The sequence below is a fragment of the Paraburkholderia tropica genome, assembly GCF_900109265.1.
GTDB lineage: Bacteria > Pseudomonadota > Gammaproteobacteria > Burkholderiales > Burkholderiaceae > Paraburkholderia > Paraburkholderia tropica.
In genome coordinates this window covers 41,410-59,962 of the sequence record NZ_FNZM01000022.1, presented here as the reverse complement: position 1 = coordinate 59,962, position 18,553 = coordinate 41,410, and the positions used below count along the sequence as shown (strand labels likewise).

The window sequence follows — 18,553 nt, the reverse complement described above, 5'->3', positions numbered from 1 at the left end:
GCGCGCCGCGGCCCCTGGCGGCCGCGCCGGGTTGGTTCGCCGGCGGGTTACGGCGCGATGGAGGGCGGCACGCCGTCCGTGGCGGGCGGCAGAACCGCCGCGCGGCGCACGCGGGTCAGATCGACGATCTCGCCGTCGTGCCCTTGCAGGGCGGGCAGCGCGGGCACCGTGTCGTCCTTGACCAGCCAGTTATCGGATTTGTAGTTGGCCGAGCGCGCCTGCATATAGCCATAACGATCGGCGGCGATGGCCTGAAGTGTCGCGCCGTCGCGCACGATGACGGGCCGCAGGAAGATCAGCAGATCCTTCTTCTCGCGGCTCTTGGTTTCGTGCCGGAACAGTGCGCCGAGCACCGGAATCTTCGAGATCCACGGCGTGCGCGTGTTGCCGTTCGTATAGCTGTCGCTGATGAGGCCGCCGAGCGCCACGATCTGCCCATCGTCCGCGAGAATGGTGGTCTGCAACGAACGCTTGTCGATGGTATAGCCGCCCGATTGATCGCCGGTGCCGCTCTCGACGCTCGAATCTTCCGAATAGACCTGCATGGTGACCGTGCCGCCTTCGTTGATGCGCGGCTTCACGTTCAGAATAATGCCGACGTCGGTGCGCGAATACGTATTGAACGCATTCGCCGCCGATGAACTCGACGAACTCGTGGAATACGAACCGGATTCGATCGGCACGTTGCTGCCCACGAGAATGCGCGCCTCGTGATTGTCGAGCGTGACGAGACTCGGCGTGGACAGCACGTTCACATCGGAATTCGTTTGCAGCGCGCGAAATAAGCCCTTGGTGCCGAGAATATTGCCGAATCCCGCCACCACGCCCACGTCGGTCGTGGTTTCAGCCAGCGATTCAAGGCCGGATGTCGTCATCCATTCAATGCCGAATTCACCGTCTTTTTCCGAGGTGACTTCCATGATCAGCGATTCGATATAGACCTGAACCTTGCGTTGATCAAGTCGCGCGATCACGGTGCTCAGATTGCGAAACACCGGATCGGGCGCGGTGATGATCAGCGAATTAGTCGACGTGTCGGCGACGATTTCGTTGCTGCCTTTGTCGCTTTGATCGTCGCTGGAATGCGCATCCGCTGAACCGCTGCCGCTCGAATTGCCCGAAGTGGACGAACTCGTGCTCTTGGTCGACGACGTATCCGATCCGCTCGGCAACGGCGGCAACGATCCATTGCTGTTGGGCAGCCCCGATGAACTCTGTGCGTTGCTACCGAGCGCGCTCGCGAGCGAATCGCTGCTGCCGCTTGACTGGCCGAGGATCTGGCGCAGCGTCTTGGCGAGATCGGTCGCATCGGAATTGCGCAAGGTGACGATATGGATATTGCCGGGCGCGCGCGTGGGCGTATCGAGCTTGACGATCAGCGATTGCGCTTCGTCCAGCCGTGCCGCGCTGCTCGAACGCAACAACACCGCATTGCTGCGCGTGTCGGGCGTGACCACGACTTTCTGCGTCGGATCGTTATTGCCGATGCCGCTCAGATCCAGCATTTTCGTGGCTTGCTGGGAGACATCGGTGGCGTCGGCGTAGTTCAGTTGCACGACCGCGATGTGCGGCGCGGACGCCGCTTCCATGCCCGCGATGATGGTCGCGATGCGACGCACGTTGTCGGCGTAATCGGTCACGACGAGCGTGTTGTTGCTTGCGTTCGCGGTGATTGTGTTGTTGGGCGTCACCAGTTGCCGCAACGTCGGTTGCAGCGTGGCGGCCGACTCGCGATGCAGCTGAAACACCTGCGTGATGACCTGATCGCCGCGCGCGACCGGTTCATTGCCCACGTAAGTCGGCACGCCCTGATTCTTTGCGTCCACTTCCGGCACGATCTTGAGCACGCCGTGGTCCTGCAACAGCGAGAAGCCGCGCATGCGCAGCGCCGATTGCAGGGTCTTGAGCGCTTCGTCGTCGGGCACCGCATTGGCCGAGACCAGGTCGAACTGGCCTTTGACGCGCGGGTCGACAATGATGGTTTTGCCCGTGGCTTCGCCAATTGCGCGCGCCACGACGCTGATGTCCGCGTGCGCGAAGTTCATGACGACGGAAGCGTCGGCGGCGTGCGCGTAAATGGCGAAGCAGGCGGCTGCGGCGAGTCGCGCCGCGGTCGAGCGCAATACGGAAATGCGCGGCGCCGGATCGCGTTGAAGAGCTGTCATGGTCGCGTGGGCGTCGAGAAGGTGTGCAAGCATTGGCTTAGGGGCGAGCCACGGTAATAGGTTTGAATCGCACTGCGAATAACGGGGTGCTTCGGCTGACGAGAGCGTGAAGCGGGCGTCGCCTGAAATCTAATCGGACATGCGCGGCGTAACTGACTGAATTCTCTGGAGCGACGAAGTCTATTTTTTTCGCGTGGCTGAACAGTGACGATTCGTGGGAATGAAAATTAATGAATATTTCTATCCACGATGATTTCGCCCGCTATTTATTACGCGGATGTAGTGAATAGGTGGAAAGCGTAAGCAGGTGTCCAACGCCGACCGGTGCGGTCGGCGTGCGCTTCAATTCGCGCTCTGGTGGCAATCGGGCGGCGGCCCGTTGGGCGGAGGACCATCCGGATGATGCGGCGGCGTGGCGCCGTCGAAATGCGAGTTGGCGTCGTCGGACGGCGGGTGGCCCGGCGGCGGTCCAGGCGGCGGAACACCGCACGGCGGACGCGGCGGCGCACCGTTTGAATCGCCGCCGCCCGGATAGGACTGGGCCATGGCGCTCACGGCGGCACCGCCCAATACAACGCATGCAATCAAGGCTTTGAACTTCACGAGACGCTCCTCCTGATTGATTAACTCGTGTTCTTACGTCGTTGATCGCGCAACGGTTTAAATCTCGTTGCGCGAAGCGCAGTATTGCTTGGAAACATGACAACGCGCAGCACGCTTTTACGCTTTCAAACCCGTATTTTTTTGGAAGGAATGCATCTGGAAAGAATCGTGAATAACCGGTGTTGTACCTGAAATATTCGATACGTTTCGACGTCACATTGGCAATGCATCATTCCCGCGCTGCGAAAAGAGCGAAGCAGTGGTCATTCAAAAACAGTAAATCAACGTAAAAGAAGGGGATTTTGATGCGCCGAAAAGTGACAGCCATCGCACTGGCTGCGATTGCAAGCTGGCTAGCCGCGTGCGGCAGCAGCACGAACAGCACCACCGTCAGCGCGCAAGATGCGTTGACCACCGCGACGCCGATCAAGCATCTCGTGGTGATCTACGGTGAGAACCAGTCATTCGATCATTACTTCGGGACTTATCCGAACGCGGATAATCCGTCGGGCGAGCCGGCCTTCACGGCGGCTTCCGGCACGCCGACGGTCAATGGCCTGACCACCACGCTGCTGACCGACAACCCGAATTCATACAATGCCACGAATCTCACGATTTCGGGCATTACGGCCGCCTATCTCGAGCCGTTCCGTATCGACCGTTCGCAGGCGAATACCGCTTCGCAGAACCACAATTACAGCCCCGAGCAGGAAGCCGAAGACAACGGCGCGATGGACGAATTCCCGTATTACACGGGTAAAGCCACCACGACCGGCTCCGGCGTGTTCGACACGAAGGGCATGGTGATGGGCTATTTCGACGGCAATACCGTCACCGCGATGTGGAACTACGCGCAGCAGTTCGCGATGAACGACAACGCCTATACGGGCACGTTCGGTCCGTCCACGCCGGGCGCGCTTGAAGTCATCTCCGGTCAGACCAACGGTGTGACCTTGACGACGGGCACGAGCACCAACAGCACGACCATTTCGAGCGGCACGTCGCTGAGCACGCAGGCGATTGCCGACGGCGCGGACGGCTTCTCGCTGATTGGCGACCTCGATCCCACCAACGACGCCTGCACGATCTCGAACGACAGCAGCACGACGGTCACGGCCGCGATGTCGTCGTCGAACAAAAATATCGGCGATCTGCTGAATTCGGCGGGCATTACGTGGGGCGGCTTCATGGGCGGCTTCAATCTGGACACCGTCAACGCGAACGGCACGACCGGCTGCACGCGCAGCACGTATTCGTCGGTGCTCAATTCGTCGATTGTCGATTATGTGCCGCACCACGCGTGGTTCCAGTACTACACGACGACCTCGAATCCCGCGCACACGCGCCCGACCTCGACGGCCTATATCGGCTACACCGAACCGAAGGACAGCACGTCCACGCCGGTGCATCACCAGTACGACATCAACGACTTCTACACGGCGGTGAAGGCCGGCAATTTCCCGTCGGTGAGTTTCCTGAAGGCGCCGGCGGTGCAGGACGCGCACGCGGGTAATTCCGATCCGCTCGACGAGCAGGCGTTCGTGACCAACGTCGTGAACTTCCTCGAAGAACAGCCGGACTGGAAGAACACGGCCGTCATCATCGCCTATGACGATTCGGACGGCTGGTACGACCACCAGTACATCACGCCGACGAGTTCCTCGTATTCGAGCAACGACTACCTGAACGGCACGAGCACCTGCGGTACGGGCACGGCGCCGCTGGGCGTGACGGGTTCGCCGGTCAACGGCCGTTGCGGCCCGGGCACGCGCACGCCGTTCATCGTGATTTCGCCGTGGGCGCGCAGCAATTACGTGGATAGCACGGCGATTACGCAGGCGTCGGTCACGCGCTTTATCGAAGACAACTGGCTGGGCGGCACGCGCATCGGCAGCGGTTCGTTCGACGATACGGCGGGCAGTATCACCGCGATGTTCAATTTCAGCGGCAGTGGCAATACCGGCAAGCTGTATCTGGATTCGAACTACGGCACGAAGCTGTCTTCGGCGCCGGCCATATCGGTGACGAACTAGCGGCACGGCCACGCTCGACGCGTGGTCTGAGCAGCGGGTTGGCGCAGGACGCCGACTCGCTTTTCGCACTTTTGCTGTTTATCTTTTCGTTGTTCTCGCCATGAATTCAAGCTCGAATGTTGTTCCGCCGTTGACCGCGCATGGCTCGCAGAATGCGGGCGCGCCGCGCCGATATCGCCTCGTGCTCTGGAGCGCGCTGGCCGTTCTGCTGATGATGACGTGCGCGGCCTACGCGTTCATGCATCCGGAGCGTATGCCGAAAGCCGTCGGCGAAATGCTCGAAAACGAGTTTGGCGTGAATCCCCACCCGGTTCATCTGATGCGGCCGCAGAATGCGCCATTGAGCTTGCTGGCGCAAATCGGCAAACAGATTTTCTACGATCCGTCGCTCTCCGCGTCGGGTACGCAGTCTTGCGCGTCGTGCCATAGCCCTCAGCATGCTTATGGTCCGCCGAACGCGCTCGCCGTGCAGTTGGGCGGCGAGCATCTGACGCTCGAGGGTTACCGGCCGCCGCCGTCGCTGACCTATCTGTATCGTCAGGCGAACTTCAGCATCGGCCCCGATCCCGTGGATATGGACACGACGCCGGTGAGCCTCACCGATACGGCACAGCAGGCGCAAGGCGTGGCGCGCGCGCAGAAGAACGCCGGCGTCGCGCCCGCCGCACCCGCGATGGTGCCGCAAGGCGGGCTGTTCTGGGACGGCCGCGCGGATACCTTGCAGGCGCAGGCAATGGGGCCGCTGTTCAATCCGGTGGAAATGGCGAATACGAGCGAAGCCGAAGTCGCTCAAAAATTATTGCGCGGCGGTTATGCCGAGAAACTGAAGAAGCTCTTTGGACCGGCGATGCTGCATTCGCCGATGATGTTGGTCGATGAAGCGATGTCGGCCGTCAGTCGCTATCAGATCGAAGATGCCTCGTTCCATGAATTCAACAGCAAATACGACGAATGGCTCGAAGGCAAAGCGCGTTTGAGTCCGGCGGAATTGCGCGGTCTGCGTCTGTTCAACAATCAGGACAAGGCGAATTGCGCGGGTTGCCATTTGAGTCAGCCGGGTCGCGATGGATTGCCGCCGCTCTTTACCGATACGCAATACGAGGCATTGGGCGTGCCGCGTAATCCGGCGCTTGCGCAGAACAAGGACGCGAAGTTTTTCGACATGGGCGTTTGCGGTCCCTATCGTCATGATCTCGCCACTCAGACGCAGTATTGCGGCATGTTCCTGACGCCGACGCTGCGCAATGTCTCGACGCGTCAGACGTTCTTCCATAACGGCGTGTATCGCGACCTCAAACAGGTGATGGATTTTTATAATCTGCGCGAGACGAGCCCGGAAAAGATCTATCCGCGCGATGCGGCGGGCAAGGTGGAAAAGTACAACGATATTCCGCCGAAATACGCGGCGAATATCGATGTGGCGGACGCGCCGTTCGATCGTAAATTCGGCGACAAACCCGCGATGTCCGAGCAGGATATCGACGACATCATCGCGTTCCTGAAGACGTTGACGGACGGGTACAAGAATTGAGCGCAGTGTGTTCGAGTGCGGTTTCCGTAAAGGCCACGTCGGGATCCGTGGCCACGCGCGCATCCCGGCGTTTCAATCGACGCGCGCGCGGTTTCACGATGATCGAAGTGCTCGTCGCGCTTGCGATTATTGCCGTGGCGCTCGCGGCTTCGCTGCGCGCGGTCGGCAATCTGGCGTCGAGCGATGCCGAATTACATCGGCGCATGCTCGCGGGCTGGACGGCCGATAACGCCTTGACGGAATTGCGCCTCACGCACGCGTGGCCCGCGCCTGGTGTGCGGCAGTTCGATTGCTCCGAAGGCAATCTCGCGCTGATGTGTACGCAGCGTGTGAGCACGACGCCCAACGCGCAATTCCGGCGCGTGGAAATATCGGTCACGACGCCAGGCCGCAAAGAAACGCTGGCGCAAGTCATGACGATGCTCGACGATGAAAATAACCGCTCGCTCTAGACGCCGCGCCAAACCGCGTGCGCGTACGCGCGGCTTTACGCTGATCGAACTGATGGTGGCTATCGCGATTCTCGCGGTGGTCGCCGTGCTTTCCTGGCGCGGACTCGACGCCATCGCGCGCGGCCGCGATGCGATCTCGCGTTCGATGGACGACGAGCGCGTATTTGCGCAGTTGTTCGATCAGATGCGCATCGACGCGCGGCAAGCGGTCTCCGATGACGAAACCGGCGGCAGTGCGATCGTCGCCGAACGCTCGGGCCTGCAGATCGTGCGCACGTATGCGGTCGGGCAGGATCGCGCGCCGCGTCTTCAAGTGGTGCGTTATGAGGTCGCCAATGGGCTGGTGACGCGTTATGCGTCGCCGCCGCTGCGCAATTTCGGCCAGGTGCGTCGTGCGATGCGCAGCGGCGCGGACAGCACGTGGACGGCGGTGCCGCTCATGAGTGGCGTCGGCGAGATTCAGGTCCGTATGTTCGTGCCGCCAGGCGGCTGGACGATGCAGATGGCAGACGTGCGCAACGCCATCGAAACCAACGACAACAATCTGACGATTCCGCAACTGGCCGCGATGCCGTTGCCGCGCGCCGTGGCCGGGTTCAAGGTCAGTATCCGGTCGTCGTCGCTCGCGCGGCCCATCGACCGCGCGTTTCTGGTGGGAGAGTGACGATGCCGCTAAAGCAGCGCCTGAAAAAGCGGCGCGAACGCGGCGCAGCCATCATCACCGCGCTGCTGGTCATGGCGCTATCGGCGGTCATGGTGTCGGGCATCGTGTGGCGCGAGCAGGTGCAGGTCCGCCGCATCGAGGACCAGCGGCTGATCGTGCAGGCGCAATGGGTCGCGCGCGGCGCGCTCGACTGGACGCGGCTGATCCTGCACACCGAAGCCGACACCATGCCGACCGCAACTTATCTGGGCGGCTTGTGGAGCACGCCCGTGGCGCGCACGCGGTTGAGCCATTTTCTCGGCGGGATGGAGAACGAGGGTAGCGGCCAGGTCGGATCGACCTGGCTGTCGGGCTCGGTCGAAGACGCGCAATCGCGTTTCAATCTGCGCAGCCTCGTGTCGAATCCGTCGCCGGGCGTGCTGCAGGTGAACGTCACGCAACTGGAGGCGTTCCAGCGCTTGCTGCAACTGCTCGGCATCAACCAGCAACTCGCGAACAAGACCGCGTTGGCGGTGCGCTCGGGGCTTTCTCATTCGGCCACGCGCTTCGAAAATGCGAGCACGTCGGGCGGCAGCGCGTCGACGGCGCAATCCTCGCAAACGCAAGGTGACGGCGACAGCTTCACCGATCAACCCGGCATCGACGATGACAACGACGAACACAGCGCAACGGCATCGCTGCTGATGACCGATGTGAACGCGCTGCTCGATATCCCCGGTTTCACGCCGGGTGCGGTGGCGCGGCTGCGTCCGTTCATTACGGTACTGCCGAACGCGACGCCGGTGAACATGAACACCGCGAGCGCCGAGGTGCTGGCCGCGATCGTGCCGGGCATGACGCTGGCGAAAGCGCAGACCTTCGTCGCCGCGCGCCAGACCGTGTTTTTCCGCAACATGAGCGACGTGACGCTCGCGCTCGAGGCGGCGGGCATGGACGGCGTGTCGCTCGATTCGTCGCTGTACGACGTCACCACCAGTTATTTCTTTATTCACGGCAGCGTGCAGCAGGAACGCGCGGAGGTGGACCGGACCACGCTCGTCTGGCGCGATCCGCAGACGCACAAGACGCGCATCGTGCGGGTGCAGGATGCGCCGTGAATCAGATCGGCAGGATAAAGAAAGCTAATTGCAAGCGACGGGAAATGTTTGGTAAGTAGTTTCGTTTCTCGCTTGATGATTGCGATTTCGTCCGCGCGACGCGCGCGTATGCTGAAACTACAAAAAAGGACGTCACGAACTCCCTTTCTAACAGGCTACCCCCGTGTCTCGAACAATCGTCGGTCTACCGCTGCGTAGGCTTCTCCTGCTGCTGCTTATCGCTTCTTCCACTCTGTTTCAGGGTTGCTCGTCGACGCTGGGCAATATCGCGCTCGGCATGGGACTGGGCACCGTCGGCACCGTGAGTGCGCTGGGATGCGCGCTGACCTGCCAGGGCGGCGACCCCGGCTGGTAATGCCATCGCTGATTTACGGCGCCAATGAAATGGGGTTTGGCGCTTTGGTGGAATTGCACTACGCTGTTCTGTAAGCGGGAGTGCGCCAATCCGCCACATCGAGTACACTGCACGCGTTTTTAACTAGTTAGTACAGATTTGACAATTCGGACGAGGCGCCGTGGCGCAGCCGGAATGCACAATCTGGAAACGTGATGACGTCCCCACAGCAACCTCCGTCCCAGCCGTTCGCGCCTTCGCGGCGGCAATTCCTGATCGGCACGACCGTGCTCGCGACGCTGAGCGTGGCCGGCCTCGGTGCGATCGCTTCGATCGGCGCGGCCCACGCGCAAGCCGCCGCCGCGAACGCCGATGCCGACTTCGCCGCTTTCATCAAGCTTTCGCAATACCTGACCGGCAAGACTTCGCTCGACGTCGAAATCGGCCGCGCGATTCTCGCCGGACTCAAGGTCGACGATGCCAACGCGAGTGCGATCATCGCACAGCTCAACGACTTCGTCGTACGCACGAATACCCCTGCAAACGGCCTGCAAACGGTGCTGGACGCCTCGCAGCCCGCGCTCGCCAAACTGCCGAAGAAAGTGATGACCGCGTGGTATCTCGGCGTGGTCGGCAGCGGCAAGAACGCACGCACCGTCGCCTACGAACAGGCGCTCATGTATCCGCCGATCGCGGACGTCATCGTCATGCCGAGCTATGCGCGCGGCGTGCCCGGCTACTGGGCCAAGCCCCCAGTGCTGTCCCATTCCTGATCCCTGCATCCCATGGCAACGAATCAATCCGCCGACGTCGTGATCGTCGGCGCCGGCATCGCGTCCGGTCAGATCGCACAGAAGCTCGCCAAGGCGGGCATCGACGTGCTCATGCTCGAAGCGGGGCCGCGCATCGAGCGCTGGCGCATCGTAGAAAATTACCGGAATAGTCCATTTAAGTCGGATTTCCAGTCGCCGTATCCGCCCACGGAGCACGCGCCGCATCCGCAGTATTCGCCGAGCAACGACTATCTCGTGCAGCGCGGCCCGGAACAGTACAAGGCCGGTTATCTGCGCATGGTCGGCGGCACGACGTGGCATTGGTCCGCGCAGTCGTGGCGTCTGCTGCCCAACGACATGAAGCTGAAAACGCTGTATGGCGTGGGCCGCGACTGGCCGATCAGTTACGACGATCTCGAACCGTATTACTACGAGGCCGAAGTCGAAATGGGCGTGGGCGGTCCCGAGGACCTCGGTTCGCCGCGCTCGAAGCCGTATCCGCATCCGCCGCTGCCGCTCTCGGACTTCGACCAGAAGTTCAAGGACGTGGTCGAGAAGGCGGGCTACAAGCACGTAACCGAACCGGCGGCACGCAATACCGCGCCGTTCGACGGCCGTCCCGCGTGCTGCGGCAACAGCAACTGCATGCCGATCTGCCCGATCGAAGCGCAATACACGGGCGAAACCGCTATCCGCAAGGCCGAAGCGGCGAAGGCGCGTCTGCTGCCGAACGCCGTGGTGTATCGCATCGAGCACGATGAAAACGCGCGCATCGTCGCGGTCCATTACAAGGACCCGGACGGCAATACGCAGCGCGTGACCGGCAAGATTTTCGTGCTGGCGTCGAACGCGATCGAAACGCCCAAGCTCATGCTGATTTCGAAGAGCGACAAATTCCAGAACGGGATTGGCAACAGCTCGGACCAGGTGGGCCGCAATCTGATGGATCACCCGGGCACGACGGTGACGTTCCTGTCCGCGGAACCGATGTGGCCGGGTCGTGGCCCGATGCGTCTCTCGTGCATCAACAATCTGCGCGACGGTGCATTCCGTTCGGAATATTCGGCGATGAAACTCAACGTCGGCAATTATTCGCCGATGCGCGCCGTGAGCGATTATCTGATTTCGAAGGGCGTCTACGGCGCGGAACTCGACGAGAAGATTCGCGACTACGCTTCGCGCTGGGTCGTGGTGAACAGCTTCTTCGACATTCTGCCGGACCCGGAAAACCGCATTACAGCGAGCACGGAATTCAAGGACAAACTGGGCATCGCGCGTCCGGAAGTGCATTACCGCATCGACGATTACATCAATCGGGCGGCGAAGGTCGCGCGCGGTCATTACGCGCATATCGCGGACCTGTTCGGCGGCACGGAAGTGCGTTTCGACGATTCGTACTTCAACAACAATCACATCATGGGCACGCTCATCATGGGCGACGATCCGCGTGATTCGGTGGTCGACAAGGATCTGCGTTCGCACGATCACGAGAATCTCTTCATCGCGTCGAGCGGCACGATGGCGAGCGCGGGCACGGTGAATTGCACGCTGACGCTGTGTGCATTGTCGATGCGTCTCGCCGACAAGCTGATCGACGAAATGAAGCATGCTTGAGGCGCGCGCGATGAAACTGACCCACACAACGACAACCCACACGCGCCGCATCTTCAACGTATTGCGCAAATGGCTGCCCGCCGGCGCGCTGGCCTTGAGCGGTGCGCTGACCGGCACGCTCGCGCACGCGGCCAGCGCGAGCGACGACGCTGCGCTCGTCAAGCGCGGCGAATATCTCGCACGCGCGGCGGACTGCATTGCGTGCCACACGTCGAACAAGGCAAAGCCTTATGCGGGCGGCGTGCCGTTCGATCTGCCGTTCGGCACGATTTATTCGACGAATATCACGCCGGATAAAACCTATGGCATCGGCAATCTGAGCGATGCGGACTTTATCGGCCTGGTGCGCGAAGGTAAATCGAAGGACGGCAAGCGTCTGTATCCGGCCATGCCGTATACGTCTTATACGCAATTGACCGACGACGATATTCTCGCGATCCGCGCGTATCTGCGTACGATTGCGCCGGTCGCGAAGGCCGTGCCTGCGAATACGCTCGGCTTCCCGTTCAACCAGCGCTGGGCGATGGTGTTCTGGAATCTCTTCAATTTCGACTCGGGCCGTTTCCAGCCCGATCCCGCGAAGAGCGCCGAATGGAATCGCGGTGCGTATCTGGTCGGTGCGCTCGCGCATTGCCAGGAGTGCCATACGCCGCGTAATTTCATGCAGGGCTTGTCGAGCCAGTCGCTCGCGGGCGCGCAACTCGGCAACTGGACGGCGTATAACATCACGCCGGACCGCGTCGCCGGGATCGGCGGCTGGACCGACGAGGAGTTGATCGCCTATCTGCGTGACGGCGCGGCGCCCGGCAAGGCGAACGCGGCGGGACCGATGGCGGAAGTCGTCGAGAACAGCACGCGCTTTCTTTCGGACCAGGACCTGCGCGCGATGGCGACGTATCTGCGCACGGTGCCCGCGCAGAACAATGGCATGAGCGCCACGAGCCTGCCGCGTTATGGCTGGGGTTCGCCGGTGCAGAGCGTGACCGCGTTGCGCAATCAACCGCTGACCGTGCTCGGTGGCGGCGCGGCAGCGGACGGCCGCACGCTCTTCAACGCCAATTGCGCGAGCTGTCACGGCTGGCAAGGCACGGGCGTGGGCGGCAAGGATGCGGGCGCGTATCCGTCGCTGCTGCATAACACCAGCGTGGGCGCGTCGAATGCCGACAATCTCACGATGGTCGTGCTGCACGGCGTGAGCCGCCAGACCAACAACGGTCATATGTCGATGCCGGCATTCGCGGGCGAGTTGAGCAATAACGAAGTCGCGACGCTGGTGAATTACGTCACCACGCAATTCGGCAATCCGTCCGCGACGATTACGGCGGATAAAGTCGCGAAGATGCGTTAAGTGCGTACGTATGACGCCAATGCAAAAAGCGGGCTTCGGCCCGCTTTTTTTTCGACCGCTCGGGTCGTCCGCTTAACGCTACAGTTGCATGGCGATCTACGCGGCAATTTCCGGCGACTGCAATGCAAGCGCGCGAATCGCTTCATCCTCGACGCGATAACGAATCCATTCGGCCTGCGGTTTCGCCCCCAGCGATTGATAAAACTCGATTGCCGGCGTATTCCAGTCGAGCACGCTCCATTCAAAACGGCCGCAACCGTTTTCCACCGCGATACCGGCGAGATGCTGCAACAGCCGCTTGCCAGCGCCCTGGCCGCGCGCATCGGGCGAAACGTAGAGGTCTTCCAGATATAAACCGGATTTCGCCTGCCACGTCGAATACGAAAAGAAATACACGGCATAACCCACGGCGCGGCCGTCGAGTTCGCAGATCAACGCTTTAGCGGGCGATTGCGGACCAAACAGCGAGGACGTAATAGTTTCCGTGGTCGCGGCAACCTGATCTTCGGCCTTTTCGTAAATCGCGAGTTCGGTAATGAAATGAAGAATGAGGGCCGCGTCGTCGGCGGTGGCGGGCCGGATGGTCAGTGCCATAAGCGTAATCGGGTTCCAGATGAGCAATAGAACTGCTGAGAACAGCAACGGACTCACGATGGTAGTCGATATCCAACCTGCGTATACTGCATTGTTGTCATCATAGATTGAACGTTATGCATCGTGATCTGCGCCGGCTCGACCTGAACCTGTTGCTGGTTTTCGACGCGCTCGTGCGCCATCGTTCGGTCACGCTGGCGGCGGAAGAACTGGCGATGAGCGCGTCGGCGTTGAGTCACGCGCTCGCGCGTCTGCGCGACGCGATGGCCGACGAACTGTTCGTGCGCATCGGCAATGAAATGCGGCCCACGGCCACTGCCGAAGGCATGATGCGCCCCATCGGCGAGGCGCTCGATCTGCTGCACGCGGGGCTCGCGCCCGCGCGGCAGTTCGATCCCGCCGCGAGCGAGCGCACCTTCATCTTCGCCGCCACGGACTACACGGCGTTCGCCATGCTGCCCGCGTTCATGGCGCGGATGCAGCAGGTCGCGCCCGGACTGCGCTTCAAGGTGGTGTATTCGCGGGGCCGCGAATCCGCAGACGAACTCGCGTCGGGCCGCATCGACTTCGCGCTTGGTTACGACGAGGAAGCGTTGCCGTTGCCTGCGGGCGTCGAAAGCACCGACTGGTTTTCGGACAACTACGTGGTGATCGCGAGCCGCAAGCATCCGGCAATTGGGCGCAAGCTGACGATGACGCAGTATCTCGCCGCGCAACACGTGGTGGTGACGCCGTGGGACGAATCGCGCGGCTCGATCGATCTCGTGCTTGACCGGCTTGGCGTGATGCGTGACGTGGCGTTGCAGTTGCCGAGCGTGCTCGTCGCGCCGTTTATCGTCGCGCGTTCGCATTTGCTGATGACGATCCCCCATCGCGCCGCACTGATCCTGCGCGATGCCGCGCCGGTTGCGATCTATCCGACGCCGTTTGATGCGCCGCGTTATACGCTGAAAATCTATCAGCACACGCGGCATGCGGGCACGCCTGCGCACCGCTGGATTCGCGATCAGTTGCTGCAATCCGTGCCGGATTCGCGCGGATCGACGGCGCGCAAGGGGCGTGATTAAGCGGCCGGAATCACGAATACAGGAACGGGCGCCGTCGACGCCCAATTCGACGATCTCCCAAGTGAGCATGCCGACGTTGGTTTTCGCGGCAGTCTTTCGCCCGCCGAAGCAACCCGCGTCGTAAAGGCACGCGAGCCGCTTCACCCATTGCGTCCCATCGACGACGCCGAGCCTTCGCGTTCGAGCCACGCGCGAAACAGCAGCACGCGCTCGTCGTTGGCCTTTTCATCGGCGACATAGGTGCAATAGCTGCGCGACGGCAGACGCGGACCGGCGAAGGGCGCGACGAGGCGGCCCGCCGCGAGATCGTCGGCGACCAGCGCGGTCGGTCCCATTGCAATGCCGATGCCGTCGATGGCCGCCTGCAAGGTCAGATAGAAGTGATCGAAGGTCAGCGTGGCGGCGGGCGCGAGCGCGGGAATCTGCGCGCTTGCGAGCCAGTCGGGCCAGAGCCGCGGCAGGCTCGACGTGTGCAGCAAGGTGTGCGCGCGCAGGTCGCCGGGCGTGCGCAGCGGCGCGCGCTGCAACAGCGCGGGGCTGCAGACCGGCAGCCGCTCCTCGGTCAGAAAGGGGCGCATGGCGTAACCGTAAAACGTATCCGGGCCGCCGCGAATGATCACGTCGTAACCGTCCTTGAGACTCTCCGGCGGCTCGTTCGAGGTCTCCACCTTCACTTCGATGTCGGGATGCGCGGCGCGGAACTTCGCCAGACGCGGCACCAGCCAGCGCAAGGTGAAAGTCGCGAGCGAACTGACGGTAAGCGTGCGCGGCACCGCGCGCGGCGCGCCGTATTTCGCCGTGGCCTGCGAAAGCTGTTCGAACAGCGGGCCGATTTCGTCGAGATACACCTGCGCCGCCGGTGTGAGCTGCACGCGCCGGTTGAGCCGTTCGAACAGCGGCGCGCCGAGCCATTCCTCGAGCAGCCGCACGTGCTGGCTCACCGCGCCAGGCGTGACGTGCAGCTCCGCTGCCGCTTCCTTGAAGCTGCCGAGCCGTCCCGCCGCCTCGAAGGCGCGCAGGGCATTCAGCGGGGGCAAGACCGGTTTCATTCGAATTAGTCTAACTGGTTCGAAAGCGCAATTTATCTGGTTTGCCGGTCACGGACAAGATAGTTATCCTTCGTGCTTCTCGGCGCGGGTCGTCGCTTCGCTGGCGCCTCGTTCGCTGTCTCACGTCCTTCCGGCCATCGCGCCGCCACGCCCATGCTCAGTTACACCGGCGGTATCGTGCTGCTCGCCGCCATGCTCCACGCGACCTGGAATGCGATGCTGCACGGCAACCGTGACCGTTTTCTGTCGATGACGTGGATGAGCATCGCCATCGCGGCGGTCGCGACGCTCGTCATCGTGGCGAGTCCGCTGCCGGCGCGCGCGTCCTGGCCGTATATCGTCGCCTCGGGGCTCGTGCATGGCTTCTACAACGCGAGCCTGGTGCGCTCGTATCGACGTAACGATCTGGCGCTCGCGTATCCGATCGCGCGCGGATCGTCGCCGCTGCTCGTCACGCTCGGCGCGGCGCTGTTCGCGCATGAAGCGATCGGCCCGGTGCACGCGCTCGGGATCGCGATGATTTCGGGCGGCATTTGCGCGATCGCGCTGCTGGGCCGCCGCGTGTCGCGCTCGGGCGCACTGGCCGCGCTGACGACCGGCGCGACGATTGCGCTCTACACGGTCATCGACGGCATGGGTGTGCGCGTGTCCGATGGCCAGTCGGTGGCCTATACCGCGTGGATGTTCCTGTTCTACTGGCTGACGCCGGTCTATTTCATCGCGCTGCGCGGCGTCGCGCCGCTGCGTGCGTCGTTGCGCGACGAGCCGATGGCGCTCGGTTCATCGCTCATGGGCGGGCTGGTCTCGATTGCGGCGTATGGCATCGTGATCTGGGCGCTTCAGTCGGGCGCGATGGGTACGGTGTCGGCGTTGCGCGAAACCAGTGTGGTGTTCGCGGTGCTGATCGGGCGCGTGTTTCTGCGCGAAACGGTGAGTGTCACGCGCTGGATCGCGTGTTTGATCGTGGCGGCGGGCGCGGTGTGTCTCGGGATTTAATGCTCGGGCTTTGACGCCTGATTCAAGGTTTGCAAATGACTTTCGGCATGAGGTATTTTCATATGATTAGTGATCCGAATAAAATGAAAGGGCAGTGCCATTGCGGTGCGGTGCGTTTCGAAGCGACGCTCAATGACGGCTTCAACGGCATTCGTCGCTGCAATTGCTCGTATTGCCGGATGCGTGGCGCCGCTGTCGTGCCACTCGCCACGAATGGACTGTGTTTTTTACAGGGCGAGGACGTGCTGTCCGCTTATCGCTTCAATACCGGCGTTGCGCAGCACTTCTTTTGCTCGCGATGCGGTATTCACACGCATCTTCAACGCCGCTCGAATCCGCAGCTTTACGCGGTGAATGTGGCGTGTCTCGACGGCGTCAGCCCGTTCGACTTTGCCGAGGTGCCGGTGACGGACGGCATCCATCATCCGGGCGATACCGGCGAGCCCGCGCGTCAGGCGGGCGTGATGTGTTTCATCGCGCAGGAGTCAAGGAGTAACAATCGGTAAATTGCTTGTCGGGGCACTGAAATCGCGGTGCCGTAGAATCGGTCGCGCTCACTTGCCCTTTTTCTACGATGCTCCGCTCTTTCGAATCGACCGCGCGTCGCGCCGCGCGCTGGCTGGCCGTCGCGCTGACGATGCTCACGGGCGCTTATATTCCGCTCGCGCACGCCGATTGCCGTCCCACGGCGCAGCCCGGCGCGGTGGTGCTGCCGCTGTCGCCCGCGCAGCTTTCGGTGCCGCTCAATGCGCCGGTGGGCACGGTGCTCGGTTCGGCGCACGTGGCCGCGCTCAACGACATTCCTTTCACCTGTAGCGGCCCGGACAACGCGCGCGAACTGCGCGTGCTCGCGCCCGCCGACACGGGTTCGGGGCTCGGCAATGTCTACGCGACGAATCTCCCCGGCATCGGCTTTCGCATCGTGACGCGCGGCGGCAGTTTCGCGGGCATCGACGACGGCCCGCGCGATGCGGCTTATCGCGTCACGCTGCCGCCGCACGCGGCGCGGCTCACGGGTTTTACCGCCGATGTCGAGTTCATCACGACGGGCCCGAGTCATGGCGGCGTGCTCGCGCCCGGCAAACTGGCGAGCGTGATGATTGGCGGCACCGATTTTATCGATGTCGTCGTGCCGGAGAATGGCGTCGTGATCGACGCGATGCAATGCGCGCCGGTGTCGGTGAGCGGCGAAATGTCGGCGGGCGTGGGCACGATGGGCTCGTTCACGCAGGAAGCGGCGGTCATCAGCACCGGTTGCGGGCCGGTGGGCGTGAGCCTCGCGATCGGCGTGGGGCAGGGCTACGTGTATGGCGCGCATCCCGCGCTCAATGCGAATGCGCCGCCGGCGCATCACCCGCATGATGCCGGCGGTTTCGCCGCGCTCGACGCGGCGCATGGGCCGAATGCGGCGGGCGTGACGCTCACACGCAATCGCAGTACCGCGCGCGCGACGTCGCTCGACGACAGCCAGTCGGACAGCGCTGAATCGGGCACGACGCAGAGCTCGGGCAGCACCGGCTGGTCGGGCGGCAGCTTCGGCGCCGGTGGCGCAATGGGCGGCGGAATGCGGCGCTGAGCGTTGCGCCGCGGTTTGAATGGCGGCTTCTCCCGCTCGATGGCGTGATCTTCTTGCCGATTATTAACGGCGCTCAGTTTGTGCTCGGGCGCGCTCCGCCGCGTTCAAACGATGCCCGAACGGTGCCTGATCGCCGCGCGATTCGAATCTCTCCGTATCGATATGAAGAATTGACTCGCCGCTGAGATAGAATCGGCGTCGGCCAGGCATGCCGTATGAATCTGGAGACAATGAACCTTGTTGGAAGTGTGAGGGAGAACCTATGAAGAAGGACAGGCTCGTGGCATTCGCGCTGATCGCCGCTGCGTTGGCGCTCGCAGGCTGCACGTCCGTAGCCCAGAAAAATACCGATCAGTGCGTGGATAAAATGCAGGCGTCCGCCGAACCCGCGCTCGTCTCGGTCAGCGACAAGCGGCCCTCGGCGGATGGCCGCTCGATCACCGTCAGCGGCATGATGGAAGACCGCCGCTCGCAATCGCTCGTGCCCGCGCAAGTCGAATGCCAGTTCCAGGGCAAAGTCCTGACCGGTTTCCGCTGGCTCGTCCCGGCGAATTTCGTATCGCAGCACTGAGCATTCGCGCCATTCAAGCGCGCCGCGTGCGCTTTGCGTTGCGTTGCAAAAAAGCCCAGGCCTGATCCGCCTGGGTTTTTTGCTTG

18 protein-coding genes are annotated in these 18,553 nt (G+C 62.4%); 14 read left to right on the top strand and 4 right to left on the bottom strand.

The genetic code is table 11. The features are described 5' to 3' along the window. Positions 1 to 47: 47 nt before the first annotated feature. Positions 48 to 2,165, bottom strand: a complete 2,118-nt coding sequence (locus BMY06_RS30860) for a secretin N-terminal domain-containing protein (RefSeq protein ID WP_080180879.1) — start codon at positions 2,163 to 2,165, stop codon at positions 48 to 50. Positions 2,166 to 2,997: 832 nt separating this feature from the next. Continuing rightward, the gene (locus BMY06_RS40305) at positions 2,998 to 3,198 is read right to left on the bottom strand and encodes a hypothetical protein (RefSeq protein WP_244144264.1); all 201 of its coding nucleotides are present in this window, start codon (positions 3,196 to 3,198) and stop codon (positions 2,998 to 3,000) included. Between BMY06_RS40305 and BMY06_RS30850 the strand changes: the two genes are divergently transcribed. The 9 genes from BMY06_RS30850 to BMY06_RS30815 all read left to right on the top strand — a co-directional run bounded on the left by BMY06_RS30850 (position 3,176) and on the right by BMY06_RS30815 (position 12,614). Further along, entirely contained in the window at positions 3,176 to 4,801 is a 1,626-nt protein-coding gene (locus BMY06_RS30850; RefSeq protein WP_390970704.1) for a phospholipase C, read from the top strand. The genes BMY06_RS40305 and BMY06_RS30850 overlap by 23 nt on opposite strands. Before the next feature lie 100 nt (positions 4,802 to 4,901). Next, positions 4,902 to 6,332, top strand: coding sequence for a cytochrome-c peroxidase (locus BMY06_RS30845; protein ID WP_074986916.1), 1,431 nt, complete (start codon positions 4,902 to 4,904; stop codon positions 6,330 to 6,332). Positions 6,333 to 6,379: 47 nt separating this feature from the next. Further along, positions 6,380 to 6,784, top strand: coding sequence for a type II secretion system minor pseudopilin GspI (gene gspI / locus BMY06_RS30840; protein ID WP_074986915.1), 405 nt, complete (start codon positions 6,380 to 6,382; stop codon positions 6,782 to 6,784). Then, complete coding sequence (locus BMY06_RS30835; RefSeq protein WP_074986914.1) at positions 6,762 to 7,448, top strand: PulJ/GspJ family protein; 687 nt, start codon at positions 6,762 to 6,764, stop codon at positions 7,446 to 7,448. The genes gspI and BMY06_RS30835 overlap by 23 nt, the downstream gene beginning before the upstream one ends. Positions 7,449 to 7,450: 2 nt before the next feature. Then, the gene (gspK, locus tag BMY06_RS30830) at positions 7,451 to 8,545 is read left to right on the top strand and encodes a type II secretion system minor pseudopilin GspK (protein ID WP_074986913.1); all 1,095 of its coding nucleotides are present in this window, start codon (positions 7,451 to 7,453) and stop codon (positions 8,543 to 8,545) included. A gap of 163 nt (positions 8,546 to 8,708) precedes the next feature. Then, a complete protein-coding gene (locus tag BMY06_RS39065) occupies positions 8,709 to 8,900 on the top strand; it encodes a hypothetical protein (protein ID WP_124263269.1) in 192 nt (63 codons plus the stop codon). Positions 8,901 to 9,094: 194 nt separating this feature from the next. Next, a complete protein-coding gene (locus BMY06_RS30825; RefSeq protein WP_074986912.1) occupies positions 9,095 to 9,652 on the top strand; it encodes a sugar dehydrogenase complex small subunit in 558 nt (185 codons plus the stop codon). A gap of 12 nt (positions 9,653 to 9,664) precedes the next feature. Continuing rightward, positions 9,665 to 11,266, top strand: a complete 1,602-nt coding sequence (locus BMY06_RS30820; RefSeq protein WP_065058816.1) for a GMC family oxidoreductase — start codon at positions 9,665 to 9,667, stop codon at positions 11,264 to 11,266. Positions 11,267 to 11,276: 10 nt separating this feature from the next. After that, positions 11,277 to 12,614, top strand: a complete 1,338-nt coding sequence (locus tag BMY06_RS30815) for a cytochrome c (RefSeq protein WP_080180899.1) — start codon at positions 11,277 to 11,279, stop codon at positions 12,612 to 12,614. A gap of 96 nt (positions 12,615 to 12,710) precedes the next feature. On the opposite strand, the gene BMY06_RS30810 is transcribed toward BMY06_RS30815, so the two are convergent. After that, positions 12,711 to 13,208, bottom strand: a complete 498-nt coding sequence (locus BMY06_RS30810) for a GNAT family N-acetyltransferase (RefSeq protein ID WP_074986911.1) — start codon at positions 13,206 to 13,208, stop codon at positions 12,711 to 12,713. 116 nt (positions 13,209 to 13,324) lie between these two features. Here BMY06_RS30810 and BMY06_RS30805 point away from each other — a divergent pair, with 116 nt between their 5' ends. Beyond that, positions 13,325 to 14,275 (top strand): LysR family transcriptional regulator, encoded by a 951-nt coding sequence (locus BMY06_RS30805; protein ID WP_074986910.1) that lies wholly within the window; start codon positions 13,325 to 13,327, stop codon positions 14,273 to 14,275. Between the two features lie 140 nt (positions 14,276 to 14,415). Here BMY06_RS30805 and gcvA read toward each other — a convergent pair whose 3' ends face one another. Further along, positions 14,416 to 15,324 (bottom strand): transcriptional regulator GcvA, encoded by a 909-nt coding sequence (gcvA, locus tag BMY06_RS30800; RefSeq protein WP_074986909.1) that lies wholly within the window; start codon positions 15,322 to 15,324, stop codon positions 14,416 to 14,418. Positions 15,325 to 15,477: 153 nt separating this feature from the next. Here gcvA and BMY06_RS30795 point away from each other — a divergent pair, with 153 nt between their 5' ends. From BMY06_RS30795 to BMY06_RS30780, 4 genes are all read left to right on the top strand, one after another. Next, entirely contained in the window at positions 15,478 to 16,320 is an 843-nt protein-coding gene (locus tag BMY06_RS30795) for a DMT family transporter (RefSeq protein WP_065058820.1), read from the top strand. Positions 16,321 to 16,355: 35 nt separating this feature from the next. Continuing rightward, positions 16,356 to 16,826, top strand: coding sequence for a GFA family protein (locus BMY06_RS30790; protein ID WP_244144263.1), 471 nt, complete (start codon positions 16,356 to 16,358; stop codon positions 16,824 to 16,826). Between the two features lie 68 nt (positions 16,827 to 16,894). After that, the gene (locus BMY06_RS30785) at positions 16,895 to 17,896 is read left to right on the top strand and encodes a hypothetical protein (RefSeq protein ID WP_074986908.1); all 1,002 of its coding nucleotides are present in this window, start codon (positions 16,895 to 16,897) and stop codon (positions 17,894 to 17,896) included. A gap of 262 nt (positions 17,897 to 18,158) precedes the next feature. After that, positions 18,159 to 18,467, top strand: a complete 309-nt coding sequence (locus tag BMY06_RS30780) for a hypothetical protein (RefSeq protein WP_074986907.1) — start codon at positions 18,159 to 18,161, stop codon at positions 18,465 to 18,467. Positions 18,468 to 18,553 lie beyond the last annotated feature (86 nt).